The sequence below is a fragment of the Pseudomonas ficuserectae genome, assembly GCF_024584585.1.
Lineage (GTDB): Bacteria > Pseudomonadota > Gammaproteobacteria > Pseudomonadales > Pseudomonadaceae > Aquipseudomonas > Aquipseudomonas amygdali.
Window position 1 is genome coordinate 1,045,883 of the sequence record NZ_CP085684.1, and the last position, 14,156, is coordinate 1,060,038.

Annotated in this window: 12 protein-coding genes; 6 read left to right on the top strand and 6 right to left on the bottom strand. The window is 60.3% G+C overall.

Going from position 1 to position 14,156, the window contains the following annotated elements; translation table 11 throughout:
- Window positions 1–71 precede the first annotated feature (71 nt).
- Complete coding sequence (locus LJU29_RS04710; RefSeq protein WP_002555253.1) at window positions 72–989, bottom strand: histone deacetylase family protein; 918 nt, start codon at window positions 987–989, stop codon at window positions 72–74.
- A gap of 120 nt (window positions 990–1,109) precedes the next feature.
- Here LJU29_RS04710 and LJU29_RS04715 point away from each other — a divergent pair, with 120 nt between their 5' ends.
- The 3 genes from LJU29_RS04715 (at window position 1,110) to LJU29_RS04725 (ending at window position 3,275) form a co-directional block, all read left to right on the top strand.
- Window positions 1,110–1,679: a GNAT family N-acetyltransferase gene (locus LJU29_RS04715; protein WP_005754316.1), complete on the top strand. Its 570-nt coding sequence runs from the start codon at window positions 1,110–1,112 to the stop codon at window positions 1,677–1,679.
- Between the two features lie 139 nt (window positions 1,680–1,818).
- Complete coding sequence (tesB, locus tag LJU29_RS04720) at window positions 1,819–2,688, top strand: acyl-CoA thioesterase II (RefSeq protein ID WP_005754314.1); 870 nt, start codon at window positions 1,819–1,821, stop codon at window positions 2,686–2,688.
- Window positions 2,685–3,275 carry an HAD family hydrolase gene (locus tag LJU29_RS04725; protein ID WP_057423514.1) on the top strand — a complete coding sequence of 197 codons (591 nt, stop codon included), beginning with the start codon at window positions 2,685–2,687 and terminating at the stop codon, window positions 3,273–3,275. Before tesB ends, LJU29_RS04725 begins: the two co-directional genes overlap by 4 nt.
- A 240-nt stretch (window positions 3,276–3,515) precedes the next feature.
- Here the strand turns inward: LJU29_RS04725 and LJU29_RS04730 are convergent, their stop codons facing one another.
- From LJU29_RS04730 to LJU29_RS04750, 5 genes are all read right to left on the bottom strand, one after another.
- A complete protein-coding gene (locus LJU29_RS04730; protein WP_004655548.1) occupies window positions 3,516–4,505 on the bottom strand; it encodes a hypothetical protein in 990 nt (329 codons plus the stop codon).
- 4 nt (window positions 4,506–4,509) lie between these two features.
- Entirely contained in the window at window positions 4,510–5,397 is an 888-nt protein-coding gene (gene ypfJ / locus LJU29_RS04735; protein WP_005745361.1) for a KPN_02809 family neutral zinc metallopeptidase, read from the bottom strand.
- Window positions 5,398–5,533: 136 nt separating this feature from the next.
- Window positions 5,534–6,817 carry an MFS transporter gene (locus tag LJU29_RS04740; RefSeq protein ID WP_060407044.1) on the bottom strand — a complete coding sequence of 428 codons (1,284 nt, stop codon included), beginning with the start codon at window positions 6,815–6,817 and terminating at the stop codon, window positions 5,534–5,536.
- Window positions 6,818–7,436: 619 nt separating this feature from the next.
- Window positions 7,437–8,522: a tRNA (uridine(54)-C5)-methyltransferase TrmA gene (gene trmA / locus LJU29_RS04745; protein ID WP_257111721.1), complete on the bottom strand. Its 1,086-nt coding sequence runs from the start codon at window positions 8,520–8,522 to the stop codon at window positions 7,437–7,439.
- Window positions 8,519–9,814 carry an NCS2 family permease gene (locus LJU29_RS04750; RefSeq protein WP_004666255.1) on the bottom strand — a complete coding sequence of 432 codons (1,296 nt, stop codon included), beginning with the start codon at window positions 9,812–9,814 and terminating at the stop codon, window positions 8,519–8,521. Before LJU29_RS04750 ends, trmA begins: the two co-directional genes overlap by 4 nt.
- A 264-nt stretch (window positions 9,815–10,078) precedes the next feature.
- Between LJU29_RS04750 and LJU29_RS04755 the strand changes: the two genes are divergently transcribed.
- Genes LJU29_RS04755 through LJU29_RS04765 form a run of 3 tightly spaced genes read left to right on the top strand, consistent with a single transcriptional unit; the run spans window position 10,079 to window position 13,793 of the window.
- Complete coding sequence (locus LJU29_RS04755) at window positions 10,079–10,609, top strand: (2Fe-2S)-binding protein (protein ID WP_257111722.1); 531 nt, start codon at window positions 10,079–10,081, stop codon at window positions 10,607–10,609.
- Window positions 10,606–11,595, top strand: a complete 990-nt coding sequence (locus tag LJU29_RS04760; protein WP_054995635.1) for an FAD binding domain-containing protein — start codon at window positions 10,606–10,608, stop codon at window positions 11,593–11,595. The genes LJU29_RS04755 and LJU29_RS04760 overlap by 4 nt, the downstream gene beginning before the upstream one ends.
- Window positions 11,592–13,793 (top strand): xanthine dehydrogenase family protein molybdopterin-binding subunit, encoded by a 2,202-nt coding sequence (locus tag LJU29_RS04765; RefSeq protein ID WP_257111723.1) that lies wholly within the window; start codon window positions 11,592–11,594, stop codon window positions 13,791–13,793. Before LJU29_RS04760 ends, LJU29_RS04765 begins: the two co-directional genes overlap by 4 nt.
- The last annotated feature ends 363 nt before the right edge of the window (window positions 13,794–14,156 follow it).

Consider the following 14,156-nt stretch of genomic DNA (forward strand, 5'->3'; position numbering starts at 1 on the left):
TTCTACCCGAGCGTTGTTTTCAGGTGTGGTGCAACTCATTGGTTGCGACTGTGGTGAGGTGCAGCGCGCTGTCATAAGCCCATGTCGTCCCAGACCCGTTGCGCACTGTGATGCAGGATCCCGTGGCGTCTTGCCAGCGCCTGACGGTCCTTGCTGTAGCCGCCGCCGATCACGCCCATGACCGGAATGTCGCGGCTCAGGCAATGACGCAACACGGCTTCATCGCGATTGGCCACGCCCTGATCGGTCAGTTGCAGATAGCCCAGCGCATCATCCTTGTGAACGTCCACTCCTGCGTCATACAGCACAAGATCCGGCTTGTAGAACGGCAACAGGTAGTTGAGCAGATCGTCGACCACGTTGAGGTAATCGGCGTCGCCCATCCCCATCGGCAGCGGGATATCCCAGTCGCTCTGCGCCTTGCGTGCCGGGAAGTTCTTTTCGCAGTGCAGCGAGACGGTAATGGCGTCTTCGGTATCGGCCAGAATACGTGCGGTACCGTCGCCTTGATGCACATCGCAGTCGAAGATCAGCACCTTGTCCACGCGGCCGCTTTGCAACAGATACTGACTGATCACTGCCAGGTCGTTGAAAATGCAGAAACCGGCCGGGTAATCATAGTGCGCATGGTGTGTGCCGCCCGCCAAGTGGCAAGCCATACCGTGCTTCAAGGCCTGCTCGGCAGTCAGTAACGAACCACCCACGGCACGAACCGTGCGACGTGCCAGCGCCTCGCTCCAGGGCAGGCCCAGACGCCGCTGGTCTTCACGGGACAGGTCGCCGTTAAGGTAGCGGCTGATGTAGGACGGGTCATGAGCCAGCGCCAGGATGTCCGCCGGGCATAACTCAGGACGCATTAATTGAACGTCACTGGTCAGGCCGCTGTCGACCAAGTAGTCACGTAACAGACGGAACTTGTCCATCGGGAAGCGGTGATCCGCCGGGAAGTCCGGGCTGTAGTCTTCATGGTAGATAAGCGGTAGGGACATTTTGCGTCCGTTGACAGGTCGAAGCCCGATAGTGCCAGCAAAGCGTGCGCACGCCCAGTTGTCTGGCGTAGTGGATAACTACACTGACGCCCACTCATGTCTCATTACACGGGGGAATCGATGGAACCGATACTCAATCTAAGCAGCGCCCGGCTGCTGATGCGGCAGTGGCGCGACGATGACTTGCCAGCATTCGCCGAGATGTGCGCGGACTCCCGCGTCACGCGTTATTTCCCCGAACCCCTGAGCCGTCTTGAAAGCGCTGCCATGATCGGACGGTTACGTGGCCATTTTGCCGAACTTGGCTTCGGGTTTTGGGCGCTGGAGCGCACGGATACCAGCGAATTCATCGGTTTTACGGGCCTGCATGTCGTGGGTTTCAAGGCACCTTTTACGCCGGCGGTGGAAATCGGCTGGCGGCTGGCTTATGACCACTGGGGTCTGGGTTTTGCCAGCGAGGCGGCATGGACCGCGCTGGGCTGTGGTTTCGAGCGCCTGAAGTTGAAGGAGATCGTGTCGTTTACCGCGGCCAATAATCAGCCGTCGCAAAAGGTGATGCAGGCAATCGGTATGCAGCAGGATGAGTCCGGCAACTTCGATCATCCCAATTTGCCTGACGGCCACCCGCTCAAGCCGCACGTGTTGTACCGGATCAGCCATGAGCAGTGGCGCAAGACGCTGAAGCCTTGATCAGGGTGTAGATTGAATTAAGCCAATCATCTTAAATCTGTATCATTCCATTCCAGTGGGATGGGCCAGAGGTCTGTCGGAAAATGCAGCGACTGCCGTTGCCGTACAAGTGCAGAGTCGATGTGCAAGAGGAGTGGGAATGAGCCAAGTGCTGGATGATCTGGTTGAGTTGCTGACGCTGGAAGCCATTGAAGAAAATCTTTTTCGCGGCCGCAGTCAGGACCTGGGTTTTCGCCAGCTGTTTGGCGGCCAGGTGCTGGGGCAGTCGTTGTCTGCCGCCAGTCAGACCGTCGAAGAGGACCGCCACGTTCACTCGCTGCACGGCTATTTCCTGCGCCCTGGCGATGCAGGCCTGCCGGTGGTCTACCAAGTGGACCGCGTGCGTGACGGCGGCAGTTTCAGCACGCGTCGCGTAACCGCCATTCAGAAGGGCAAGCCGATTTTCACGTGCAGCGCCTCTTTTCAGTACGACGAAGAGGGCTTTGAGCACCAGGCGTCGATGCCGCAGATTGTCGGTCCGGAAAACCTGCCGTCCGAGCTAGAGCTGCTGACGGGCCGAGCACACCTGATTCCCGAAGCGATGCACGACAAGTTTCTGCGTCCCAAACCGATTCAGTTCCGCCCGGTGACATCCGAAGACCCGTACGATCCCAAGCCAGGCGAGCCGGTGAAGTACGTGTGGTTCCGCGCCGATGGCAGCCTGTCGGACGTGCAAGCGCTGCATCGTTACATGCTGGCTTATGCCTCCGACTTCAACCTGCTGACCACTTCGTTACGGCCGCATGGCAAGACGGTCTGGCAGCACGATATGCAGGTCGCCAGCCTCGATCACTCGCTGTGGTTCCACAACGACCTGCGCACCGATGACTGGCTGCTCTATGCAATGGACAGTCCCTGGGCAGGCAACTCCCGCGGTTTCTCACGCGGCAGTATCTTCAACCGCGCCGGGCAACTGGTTGCATCGGTCAGCCAGGAAGGGCTGATCCGCCATCGCAAGGATTGGACATGACACTCGACGGCATACAGCACTGGGTGTTTGACATGGATGGCACCCTGACCATCCCGGTCCACGACTTTCCGGCAATCAAGCGTGAACTGGGCATCCCTCAGGACGACGACATTCTGGGTCATCTTGCCGCGTTGCCCGCTGAGGAATCGGCGGCCAAACACGCCTGGCTGCTTGAGCACGAGCGCGATCTGGCGCTGGCTTCGCAGCCTGCCGAGGGCGCGGTCGAGCTGGTTCGTGAGTTGTCGGCGCGCGGCTATCGGTTGGGAATACTGACCCGCAACGCTCAAGAGCTCGCGTACATCACCTTGAAAGCCATCGGCCTCGCTGACTGCTTTGCTGTCGAGGATGTACTGGGCCGCGACGAAGCGACCCCCAAGCCGGATCCGGCGGGTTTGCTGAAGCTGGCCGCTCGCTGGAGTGTCGAGCCGGAGAAGATGGTCATGATCGGCGACTACATGCATGACCTGAGCTGCGGCCGTGCGGCGGGTACCAAGACCGTTCTGGTCAACCTGAAAGACAACCCCTGGCCTGAACTGACCGACTGGCATGCTGTGGACTGCACAGCGCTACGCGGAATGTTGGGGTGATCTGGGCTGCCTACCGTGCCAATGCGGAGCGCTCACCGTTACCCACAAGTCTTTGTGGGAGCGACCGGGGCGGCGATCCGCATTGCTCGCGAAGACGGTATTTCAGTCGATGCATTTTCGACGATTATGTTGACCCTTTCGCGAACAAGTTCGCTCCCACGGCCTCCGGCCAGAATCAAAAGCGGACTTGTATGTGGCGTTGAACGCGGAGCGTGGGGACGATAGCTATACCCCTATCACTCAAAACGGCTTGAACAACACCGCCTGACCCTCAGGTGAGGTGAATATCCCGTCGCCGTTGTGGCCGACTTTCGGCACGATTACCAGGCGCTGGTTCAGCCCTTCAGGGTGGCGCTTCTTGAGGTAGTTGAAGTAGTTCTGGCCACGAATCAGGCGATATGCGCCCTGTGCTTCGGCCGCGCAGGTCTTGTCCAGAGCAGGGTGATTGCGATCGGTGTCCAGCTCGCCCATCAGGTAAGTGATGTCGCGCTTCACGTAATTCTTCTCGATGTCAGCCGGCTTTTCCTTTCCCGAATAGAACGGCATCTTGTTCAGACCGTATTTCCACTCGTCGAAATCAGGGCAGCTCTGCGCCGTTACCGGTTCAGGCCGCTCTGCGTCGAAATAGGCATAGGACGACGGGTTGGCAATCACATAACGCAGCTTCACGCCTTCGCGCTGCAGCAGAGCATCTTCCTTGCCGCCGATCATCGCGTAGCGCTGCACCACCTGGGCACCACCGGAATGCCCGGCAATGACCACTTCTTTGAGATTCGGGAACAGCTTGCTGTCGCTCAGACGCTTGAGGATATGGTCCAGGACCAGAAACGAACTGACGGGCTTGGGATTGGTGGCGGTTGCGCCTTCCATCCAGCTGTTCTGGCGCCAGCGCAGAATCGACTCTGGCAGGTGATGCGCGACAATGTCCTTCTCATCCAGAAATTGCGGGGCGATCAGCAAGGTCTTGCTGCGCTCTTTGGATTGATTGGCGGCACGTTCGATGCTGCGCAGGTAAGTTTGCGCATTGCGCAGGCGGCCGTGCAGCACGATCACCGCGCGCTCGATCTTCGGCTTGGGGTGTACCCATTCCTGGCTAAGCCCCAGTGTCGCCTCTGCACCATTGATGGCCAGGCGATCCGGACTGATAGACGTAACCGCTTGATCCTCGGCATGCGCCCCGAGGCTCGCGAAGGCAGTGCTCAACAACAGGACCAGAAGCGGTTTAATCATGTGTTCAGAGACTCTTGGCGGCGAATGTATCGCATTGATTGATTTGGCCTTGGGCAAAGCCTGCCTTGAACCAGCGTACACGCTGGGCAGACGTCCCATGAGTAAAGGAGTCCGGAGCGACTCGACCACTGCTTTGCTGTTGCAAGCGATCATCGCCGATAGCGTTGGCCGCATTCAATGCCTCTTCAATATCACCCGGCTCAAGCCAGTTCAAACGATTTTGTGCGTTGTACGCCCAAACACCTGCAAAGCAGTCCGCCTGAAGCTCCTGGCGGACCAGTAAACCGTTGGCACCTTCCATTTTTTGCCCGGCCTGACGAGCCTTGTCGACCTTGGCAGAAATGCCCAGCAGGGTCTGCACATGGTGCCCGACTTCGTGGGCAATCACGTAAGCCTGGGCGAAGTCTCCAGCGGCGGAAAAGCGTTGGGCCATTTCGCGGAAGAAGTCCATGTCCAGATAGACCTGCTGGTCAGCCGGGCAGTAGAACGGGCCGGTCGCCGAGGTGGCGCGACCGCAAGCCGAGTTGACCTGGCCGCTGAACAGCACCAGCGTCGGGTCTTTGTACTCGCGACCGTTCTGAGCAAACACAGCACGCCAGGTGTCTTCGGTATCGCCGAGGATGCTGCGCACGAATTCGGCTTGCTGGTCGTTGGCCGGTGGCGCCTGACGCGTTTGCGCGCTGGGTGGAGCGCTTTGCTCGGTGCCTTGCCCGGTCAGTTGCCCGAGAATCTGCATCGGGTCCTGACCGGTCAGCAGGCCGATTGCAACGATGATCACAATGCCGCCCAGGCCCAGCCCCTTGCCACCGATGCGCATGCCGCCGCCGCCACTGCTGCCGCCATCACGCGCATCGACTACGTTGTCGCTACGTCGGCCTTTTTTCCAGAGCATGTCGGATCCCTCTTCTTTTCGTGCAATGAGTGTCGCTGCTGATACAGGTCTGCGCCAGTCTGGCGGTCCGGCCAGCGTGTGCAGGATGCGAGGGTATAGAGGTGCGAGAGAGCCGATTGGTTCGGGAAGTCCGTGTCTAGCTTTTCACGGGCTGCGCCTGCAACACTTCAGGTGGCGACGCATCGGCAAAACGGTCGACCTGCCGCAGCGATTTGAAGCCCGTCATCCACGCGCCGACCACGCCCAGTGTGCAGACGCCGCCCATGATTGCCGCAGGTATCGCGCCGACCAGCGAGGCGCTGGTGCCTGCGCGAAACTCGCCCAGCTCGTTGGATGAGCCGATAAACAGCATGTTCACGGCATTGACCCGGCCGCGCATGTTGTCCGGCGTCGAAAACTGCACCAGCGCCGAGCGAATGAACACGCTGACCATGTCCGCCGCGCCCGCGACCAGCAGAGCCAGGCACGAAAGCCAGAACAGTGTCGACAGTGCGAACACCAGATTCGCTACGCCGAACAGGCCGACGGCAATAAACATAGTCATGCCGACGTTGCGCTGCAGCGGGCGCATGCTCAGGTAAATACCGACGCCCAGCTCGCCCAGGCTCATCGACGCACGCAGCATGCCCAGCCCTTGGGGGCCCAGATGCAGCACTTCATGGGCGTAAATCGGCAGCAGCGCTACCACGCCGCCGAGCAGCACGGCGAACAGGTCCAGCGAAATGGTGCCGAGGATGATCGGTCGCGAGCGGATGAAGGCAATTCCCGCGGTGAACCGGCCCCAGGCGCTGGAGCCAAGTTCCACTGGCTTGCCGGCAAAGGGCGTCGCTACAGGGGCCAGAAACAGGATGCCAGCTATAAATGCTGCCACGCAGACTGAATACGTCAGTTCTGCGCCGCCCAGCCAATACAGATAGCCGCCGATCAGCGGTCCGCCAACGGTCGAACAGCGCATGATCACACTGTTGGTGGCAATGGCCGAAGGCAGTTGGTCACGCGGGACAATCTGTGGCAGCAGGCTTTGCAGGGCCGGGCCGGTGAAGGCGCGGGCGCAGCCGTAGAGCATCAGCGCGCCGTAGATCAGCCGCAGGTCTTGCAGTTTGAGGGCCGAAAACACAAACAGAACGGTGCCGCAGAATGCCTGCACGCCCCAACTGATCATCAGGATGACCTTGCGGTTGTAGCGGTCGATCAGGTCCCCGGCAGGCATCAACAGCAGCAACATGGGAATAAACTGAGCAAGGCCGACATACGCCAGTGCCATTGGCTCGCGGGTCATGTCATAGACCTGCCAGGCGACCACCACTGCCTGAATCTGCATGGCAAACACTGCCATCAGGCGCGAGAGGATAAAACTGACGAAACCGGGCTGGCTGGACAACTTGACCGGGGCAGGAGAGGCGGAAGACTCAGAGCTCAAGAAAGGGATCCCATCGAAGCGGCTAATTCACGTTTTCGGTTTATACCTTAGCGTATCGATAGGAAGCTAATAAATATTCTGACAGTTTCGCCGTGACGGGTATGAAAGAATCTGCGCCGCGCCGCATGTACAGGATAGGACGCGGAGCGTCCGGAATGGCATGCGACGCAGAGCGCCGCACGATAGTCGAGATTATCGTTCCTCACGCTCCAGCGTGGGAATGCCGTGGGTGACGCTCTGCGTCACAGATCTACGCCGCGCCGCCTGTTCAGGATAGGACGCGGAGCGTCCGGAACGGCATGCGACGCGCAGCGTCGCACGATAGTCGAGATAATCGTTCCTCACGTTCCAGCGTGGGAATGCCGTGGGTGACGCTCCGCGTCGCAGATCTGCGTCGCGCCGCCTGTTCAGGATAGGACGCGGAGCGTCCGGAACGGCATGCGACGCGCAGCGTCGCACGATAGTCGAGATAATCGTTCCTCACGTTCCAGCGTGGGAATGCCGTGGGTGACGCTCCGCGTCGCAGATCTGCGTCGCGCCGCCTGTTCAGGATAGGACGCGGAGCGTCCAGAACGGCATGCGACGCGCAGCGTCGCACGATAGTGGCGTCCGGGGAACTTCAACGGCGAACCAGCAGCACACCTGATTCCATGTGGTGGGTGTACGGAAACTGGTCGAACAGGGCGCAGCGCTCGACCCGGTGGGTGTCGTGCAACTGGGCGATGTTGGCGGCCAGGGTTTCCGGGTTGCAGGAGATGTACAAAATGCGCTCGAAGCGGCGGGTCAGTTCGCAGGTGTCCGGGTCCATGCCGGAGCGTGGCGGGTCGACGAAGACGCTGCCGAAGTCGTAGCTCTTCAGGTCCACACCGTGCAGACGGCGGAACGGGCGAACCTCGTTCAGTGCTTCGGTCAGCTCTTCAGCCGACAAACGCACCAGCGTGACGTTGTCCACGCCGTTGTCATCCAGGTTGCTCAGCGCGGCATTGACCGAAGTCTTGCTGATCTCGGTTGCCAATACCTTGCGCACGCGGGTGGCCAGCGGCAGGGTGAAGTTGCCATTGCCGCAGTACAACTCCAGCAGGTCGTCTTGCCGCTCGCCCAGCGCATCAAACGCCCAGTTGAGCATCTTGCCGTTCACCGTGCCGTTGGGCTGGGTGAACGCGCCTTCCGGTTGGCGGTAGCTGAAGGTGCGGCCAGCCACGTCGAGCTTCTCGGTCACGTAATCCTGGCCGATGATCAGCTTCTGGCCCTTGGAACGACCGATCAGGCTCACGTTCAGCTCAGCCGCCAATTGCTCGGCAGCGGCTTGCCATTCAGCGTCCAGCGGGCGGTGATAGCACATGGTGATCATCGCATCACCCGCCAGCGTGGTCAGGAAGTCCACCTGAAACAGCTTGTGATTCAACGTCGGGCTGGCTTCCCAGCGCTCGCGCAGCACCGGCATCAGCGCGTTGATGCGCTCGCTGGCGATCGGCAGGCCTTCGAGCAGGATCGGCGTTCGATTGTCGCCCGGCGCGAACATTGCGTAATAACGCTTTTGGTCTTCGCGCCACAGGCGAAATTCGGCGCGCAGCCGATAGTGCTCGCGCGGTGAATCAAACACCTGCGGCTCAGGTGCATCGAACGGCGCCAGCAACTCGCGCAGGCGAACAGTTTTTTCTTCGAGCTGACGGTCGTAGCTCGCAGGGTCGAAAGGAACACTCATGCGTTGAACCAGCCCAGCTTGATCACGAACAGGATCGACAGGATCACCAGCGCGGAATTCAGCTCGCGCCAGCGTCCTGACAACAGCTTGATCGCTGTCCAGGAAATGAAACCAAAGGCGATGCCGTTGGCAATGGAGTAGGTGAACGGCATCGCCAGAGCGGTAATCACCACCGGCGCTGCGACGGTGATGTCGTCCCAGTCGATTTCAGCCATGCCGGACGCCATCAGCACGGCGACGAACAGCAGCGCCGGTGCGGTGGCAAAGGCGGGCACACTGCCGGCCAGCGGGGCGAAGAACAGCGCCAGCAGGAACAGCACGGCGACCACTACGGCGGTAAGACCGGTGCGGCCACCCGCGCTGACGCCCGCAGCCGACTCGATGTAGCTGGTGGTGGTCGAGGTGCCCAGCAGGGAACCGGCCATCGCGGCAGTACTGTCGGCGATCAGCGCACGGCCCATTTTCGGCATGTGCCCGTCCTTGCCCATCAGCCCGGCGCGTTTGGCCACGCCGATCAGGGTGCCGGAGTTATCGAAGATATCGACGAACAGGAAGGCGAAGATGATGCTCACCAGACCAACGTCCAGCGCGCCCATGATGTCCAGCTGCATGAAGGTCGGTGCCAGCGAAGGCGGCATCGACACCACACCGCCAAACGGCGTGAAGCCCAGCACGATGGACACCAGGGTGACCGCGAGGATGCCGATCAGCACCGCGCCGCGCACTTTTAGGTGGTCCAGCGCCACGATCAGAAAGAAGCCCAGGGTAGCCAGCACCGGAGCAGGCTGCTTGAGGTCGCCCATGCCGATGATGGTGGCCGGGTTGCTGACCACGATTCCGGCGTTATGCAGGGCGATCAGTGCCAGAAACAGGCCGATACCGGCGGCAATGGCCGAACGCAGGGGCAGAGGGATACTGTTGATGATCCATTCACGGATGCGAAAGATCGACAGAATGAAGAACATCACCGCCGAGATGAACACTGCGCCCAGCGCTACCTGCCAGCTGTGACCCATGTGCAGGACCACGGTGTAGGTAAAGAAGGCGTTCAGGCCCATGCCCGGTGCGAGGGCGATCGGGTAGTTGGCGATCAGCCCCATCACCGTCGAGCCGATGGCGGCTGCCAGGCAGGTGGCGACGAATACCGCGCCCTTGTCCATGCCGGTTTCGCCGAGGATGCTCGGGTTGACGAACAGGATGTAGGCCATCGCCAGGAAAGTCGTGACGCCCGCGAGAATCTCGGTCCTCACGTTGGTGTTATGTGCCTTGAGTTGAAACAGCCTTTCCAGCATGTCTGGCTCTCCGTGACGCGGCGCGCGTCGTGAATGATCGACTCCAACAGCAAAGCACAGACTGCGAGGCAGCCCGTTTGATTTCTGCGGGTCGGAAAAAGCCGCGCATCATACCAGCAGCGGGTCAGGATGGCTGCCTGTGGATAAGGGCCTTTCGATGACAAGTGCGCTCATCAAGAAAGCCTGAACGTTGCAAACCTCACGAAGTCCCACCCCTTAAGACGCATAAAAATGCGCTAAGCGAACGCCTACCGTGAGGTTTCCATGAGTGCAACGACCCCGAACCCGAAGGATTTCGCGACCCACGCGATTTCTCTTACCTTGAACGGGCAGCAGCGCCAGCTGGACGTGCTGCCCTGGACCACCCTGCTGGATCTGCTTCGTGATCAGCTTGACCTGGTCGGCACCAAGAAAGGCTGCGACCACGGCCAGTGTGGTGCATGTACCGCACTGCGTGACGGTACGCGCATCAATGCCTGCCTGACGTTGGCGATCATGTGCGACGGCGCCGAACTGACCACCATTGAAGGTCTTGCCGACGGCGATCAGTTGCATCCAATGCAGCAGGCGTTCATCAAGAACGATGCGTTCCAGTGCGGCTATTGCACCCCCGGGCAGATCTGCTCGGCTGTCGGGCTGGCCAACGAGGGGCGCGCCAGCACGCGTGCCGAGATCCAGGAACTGATGAGCGGTAACCTGTGCCGCTGCGGTGCCTACAGCAATATTCTTGCCGCGGTCGAAGAGGCCTTGCCACAGTTTCACAATGCAGCGCCGAAGCCGGAGGTGAACGCATGAATCCGTTTACCTACAGCAAGCCGACCGACATCAGCGCAGCGGTCAACCTGAGCGGGCCTGCCACGCGTTTCATTGCGGGTGGCACCAACCTGCTCGACCTGATGAAAGAAAACGTCGCAACGCCTGAACACTTGATCGATATCACCGGCCTTCCATTAAGGGAGGTCAGCGAAACGGCTTCTGGCGGGCTGATGATCGGCGCCCTGGTGAGTAATGCCGACCTGGCGTATCACCCGTTGATCGAGGCGCGGTACCCGTTGCTGAGCAAAGCCGTCCTGGCCGGTGCCTCGCCACAGTTGCGCAATATGGCCAGCACTAGCGGCAACCTGTTGCAACGGACCCGTTGCTATTACTTCTATGACACCGGTGTGCCGTGCAACAAGCGTGAACCGGGTAGCGGTTGCCCGGCGCGTGAAGGTCTGAACCGTATTCACGCAATCCTCGGTGCCAGTGACGAATGTGTCGCCACGCATCCATCCGACATGTGCGTGGCCCTTGCTGCGCTGGAGGCTGTGGTGCATGTCGAAGGACGTGCCGGTCGCCGCACCATAGAGTTCGCGGATTTCCACCGCCTGCCGGGTGATGCGCCGCAACGCGACAACCAATTGGCCGATGATGAGTTGATCATCGCGGTCGAGCTGCCTGCACAGGGCTTTGCCAGTCACAACGCTTATCTGAAGATTCGTGATCGCGCATCCTATGCGTTTGCCCTGATATCGGTCGCTGCTGCCATCGATCTGGACGGTGACGTGGTACGCGACGTGCGTCTGGCGCTGGGTGGCGTCGCGCACAAGCCGTGGCGCGACAAAGCGGTCGAGGCATTGTTGATCGGTAAACCGGTCACTCGCGAGCACTTCGCCGCTGCGGCAGATGCCATGCTTGAAGATGCCAAGCCTCTGGAGCACAACGGTTTCAAAGTCAGGCTGGCCCGCCGCGCGATCATTCGCGCCTTGAGCGATGCCGCAACAGGAGGGAGCGCCCAATGAACCAGCCATTTTCGCCAATGGGCAAGCCGGTAGACCGCGTCGACGGCCGACTGAAAGTGACAGGCGGCGCGCGCTACGCCGGTGAATACCCTGAAGAAGGGCTGCTGTATGCCAGCGTAGTCTCCAGCACCATCGCCAACGGTCGCGTCGTCAGCATCGATACCAGCGAGGCGTTGAAAGTCGCGGGTGTCGTCGCCGTCATCGACCATACCAATCGTCCTTCAGTGGCCAGCTACGACGAAAACTACGAAGACGCTGACTCGGCCGACGGTTCGCCGTTTCGGCCTTTTTACAACGACAACGTTATGTACAGCGGCCAGCCGCTTGCGCTGGTCGTTGCCGATACGCTGGAGCTGGCACGGCACGCCGGTTCGCTGGTGCGTATCGAATATGAACAGCAGGCTCACCAGACCGATTTGCAGGCCATGCTCGACACTGCCCATGACGCGCCTGCCGAACTGCCGCCGCCGCGTGGCAACTTCGAGGGTGAGCTGGCCAGTTCTGCGCTCAGCGTTGACGTGACCTACAGCACGCCCAGCGAATACCACAACCCGATGGAACCGCATGCTTCCACCGTCCTGTATCAGGCTGACGGCAGCCTGCAGATTCACGACAAGACCCAGGGCACGCAGAACTGTCAGGACTACCTGCATAAGGTCTTCGGTCTGGAAAAGGACAAGATCCGCGTGCTGGCAGCCTTCGTCGGCGGTGCCTTCGGTTCAGGCCTGCGCCCGCAATATCAGCTGCCATTGGCGGTGATGGCGGCGTTGCATCTGAAGCGCTCGGTGCGCCTGACCCTGACCCGACAACAGATGTTCACCTTCGGCTATCGCCCGCGCACCGTGCAGCGCTTGCGTCTGGGGGCGGCTGCCAACGGTCGTCTGCTGGCCATTGGGCATGAAGCCATCGGCCAGACTTCGCGATTCGAGGACTTCAGCGAGCATGTTGTTGAGTGGAGCGGCATGCTCTATCACTGCGATAACGTGCAACTGACCTACAAGCTGGTGCCGCTGGACGTGTTTACGCCGTTGGATATGCGTGCGCCGGGCGCTGCATTGGGCATGATCGGTCTGGAGTGCGCCATGGACGAGCTGGCCTGTGCGCTGGCCATCGACCCTGTACGTCTGCGCCTGACCAATTACGCCGAACGCAACGGTAATGAAGACAAGCCTTACTCCAGCAAAGAGCTGCGCGAGTGCTACCGCCAGGGCGCCGAGCGTTTTGGTTGGGAAAGTCGCAACCCCGAGCCACGCAGTATGCGTCAAGGTCGTCAACTGGTCGGCTGGGGCATGGCGGGCGGTGTCTGGGAAGCCATGCAGATGAAAGCCAGCGCAAAGGCGCGTCTTGAGGCTGATGGCAGTTTGGTAGTCAGCAGTGCCACGACTGACATCGGTACGGGTACGTACACTGTGATGACGCAGATCGCTGCTGAAGCCTCGGGCATCGATGTGGAGAATGTCACCTTTCTACTGGGTGACTCTTCGTTGCCGACCGCGCCTTTGCAGGGCGGCTCGTTTACCGTGTCTTCAGTGGGTACAGCGGTGCAGCAGGCGTGTCAGGCCCTGCAGCGTCAGGTTCTGGAAGTTGCCAAAGGGCTTCATCCGCAGTTCGCATCTGCCACGCCGGATGAGGTGCGTTTCGAAGCGGGCAAGCTGTATGTGGGCGAGCAGGCGCTGTCGATGGCAGAGCTGGCTGCCTCTCAAGCCAGTGGTGCGATTGAAGTGCAAGTTGATGCCGAGCCGGACAAGAAGCGTGAAGCCTATGCGGCTGCAACGCACTCGGCGGTATTCGTCGAAGTGCTGGTCGACGAGGACCTGGGCACGATCAAGGTCAATCGCGTGGTCAGTGCTGTAGCAGCGGGCCGGGTAGTGAACCCGAAGATGGCGCGTAGTCAGATTCTGGGTGGTGTTGTGTGGAGGATGGGCATGGCGCTTCAGGAAGAGGCGATGCTTGATCACACTCTGGGTCGCCCGATGAACCACAGCCTAGCCGAGTACCACATCCCGGTTAATGCTGATATCGGCGATATTGACGTGCTGTTTGTCGAAGAAAACGACGAGATCGTCAACGCGCTGGGTTCCAAAGGCGTCGGCGAGATCGGCATCGTGGGCGTACCGGCAGCGATTGCCAACGCGATCTACCACGCCACCGGCAAGCGGATCCGCGAGTTTCCGATCACGCTGGACAAGTTGTTGTAATCGCGCGCGCAAATCCAACTGCTTATCATGCCAACGCTCTGCGTTGGCATGCGGTTCTGGACGCTCTGCGTCCTCTTGCGTAGGTGGTGCGGCGCAGGTGTGACGCGGAGCGTCACGAACGGCATTCTCACGCTAGAGCGTGAGGAGCGGTGGGTGTCTGCAAGTGCTCTACCGGTGAGACAACTCGCCACGCGACAATAGACCACACGACTTTAGCGGCTGAACAGGACTACTCTTTCATGGTCGATTGATCTGCATCATTGCGTTCAGGCAGTGATCAGTGCTTCGGCCAGCGTTTTCGCCATTGGAAACGCCAGAATAAAGAAACATAAGCACTCATTACCGTGGGAGCAATCGTTGTTG

Excerpts from the sequence above, each read along its gene's own strand:
- LJU29_RS04710 (WP_002555253.1), bottom strand. The coding sequence starts at position 989 with ATGTCCCTACCGCTTATCTACCATGAAGACTACAGCCCGGACTTCCCG.
- LJU29_RS04715 (WP_005754316.1), top strand. The coding sequence starts at position 1,110 with ATGGAACCGATACTCAATCTAAGCAGCGCCCGGCTGCTGATGCGGCAG.
- tesB (WP_005754314.1), top strand. The coding sequence starts at position 1,819 with ATGAGCCAAGTGCTGGATGATCTGGTTGAGTTGCTGACGCTGGAAGCC.
- LJU29_RS04725 (WP_057423514.1), top strand. The coding sequence starts at position 2,685 with ATGACACTCGACGGCATACAGCACTGGGTGTTTGACATGGATGGCACC.
- LJU29_RS04730 (WP_004655548.1), bottom strand. The coding sequence starts at position 4,505 with ATGATTAAACCGCTTCTGGTCCTGTTGTTGAGCACTGCCTTCGCGAGC.
- ypfJ (WP_005745361.1), bottom strand. The coding sequence starts at position 5,397 with ATGCTCTGGAAAAAAGGCCGACGTAGCGACAACGTAGTCGATGCGCGT.
- trmA (WP_257111721.1), bottom strand. The coding sequence starts at position 8,522 with ATGAGTGTTCCTTTCGACCCTGCGAGCTACGACCGTCAGCTCGAAGAA.
- LJU29_RS04750 (WP_004666255.1), bottom strand. The coding sequence starts at position 9,814 with ATGCTGGAAAGGCTGTTTCAACTCAAGGCACATAACACCAACGTGAGG.
- LJU29_RS04755 (WP_257111722.1), top strand. The coding sequence starts at position 10,079 with ATGAGTGCAACGACCCCGAACCCGAAGGATTTCGCGACCCACGCGATT.
- LJU29_RS04760 (WP_054995635.1), top strand. The coding sequence starts at position 10,606 with ATGAATCCGTTTACCTACAGCAAGCCGACCGACATCAGCGCAGCGGTC.
- LJU29_RS04765 (WP_257111723.1), top strand. The coding sequence starts at position 11,592 with ATGAACCAGCCATTTTCGCCAATGGGCAAGCCGGTAGACCGCGTCGAC.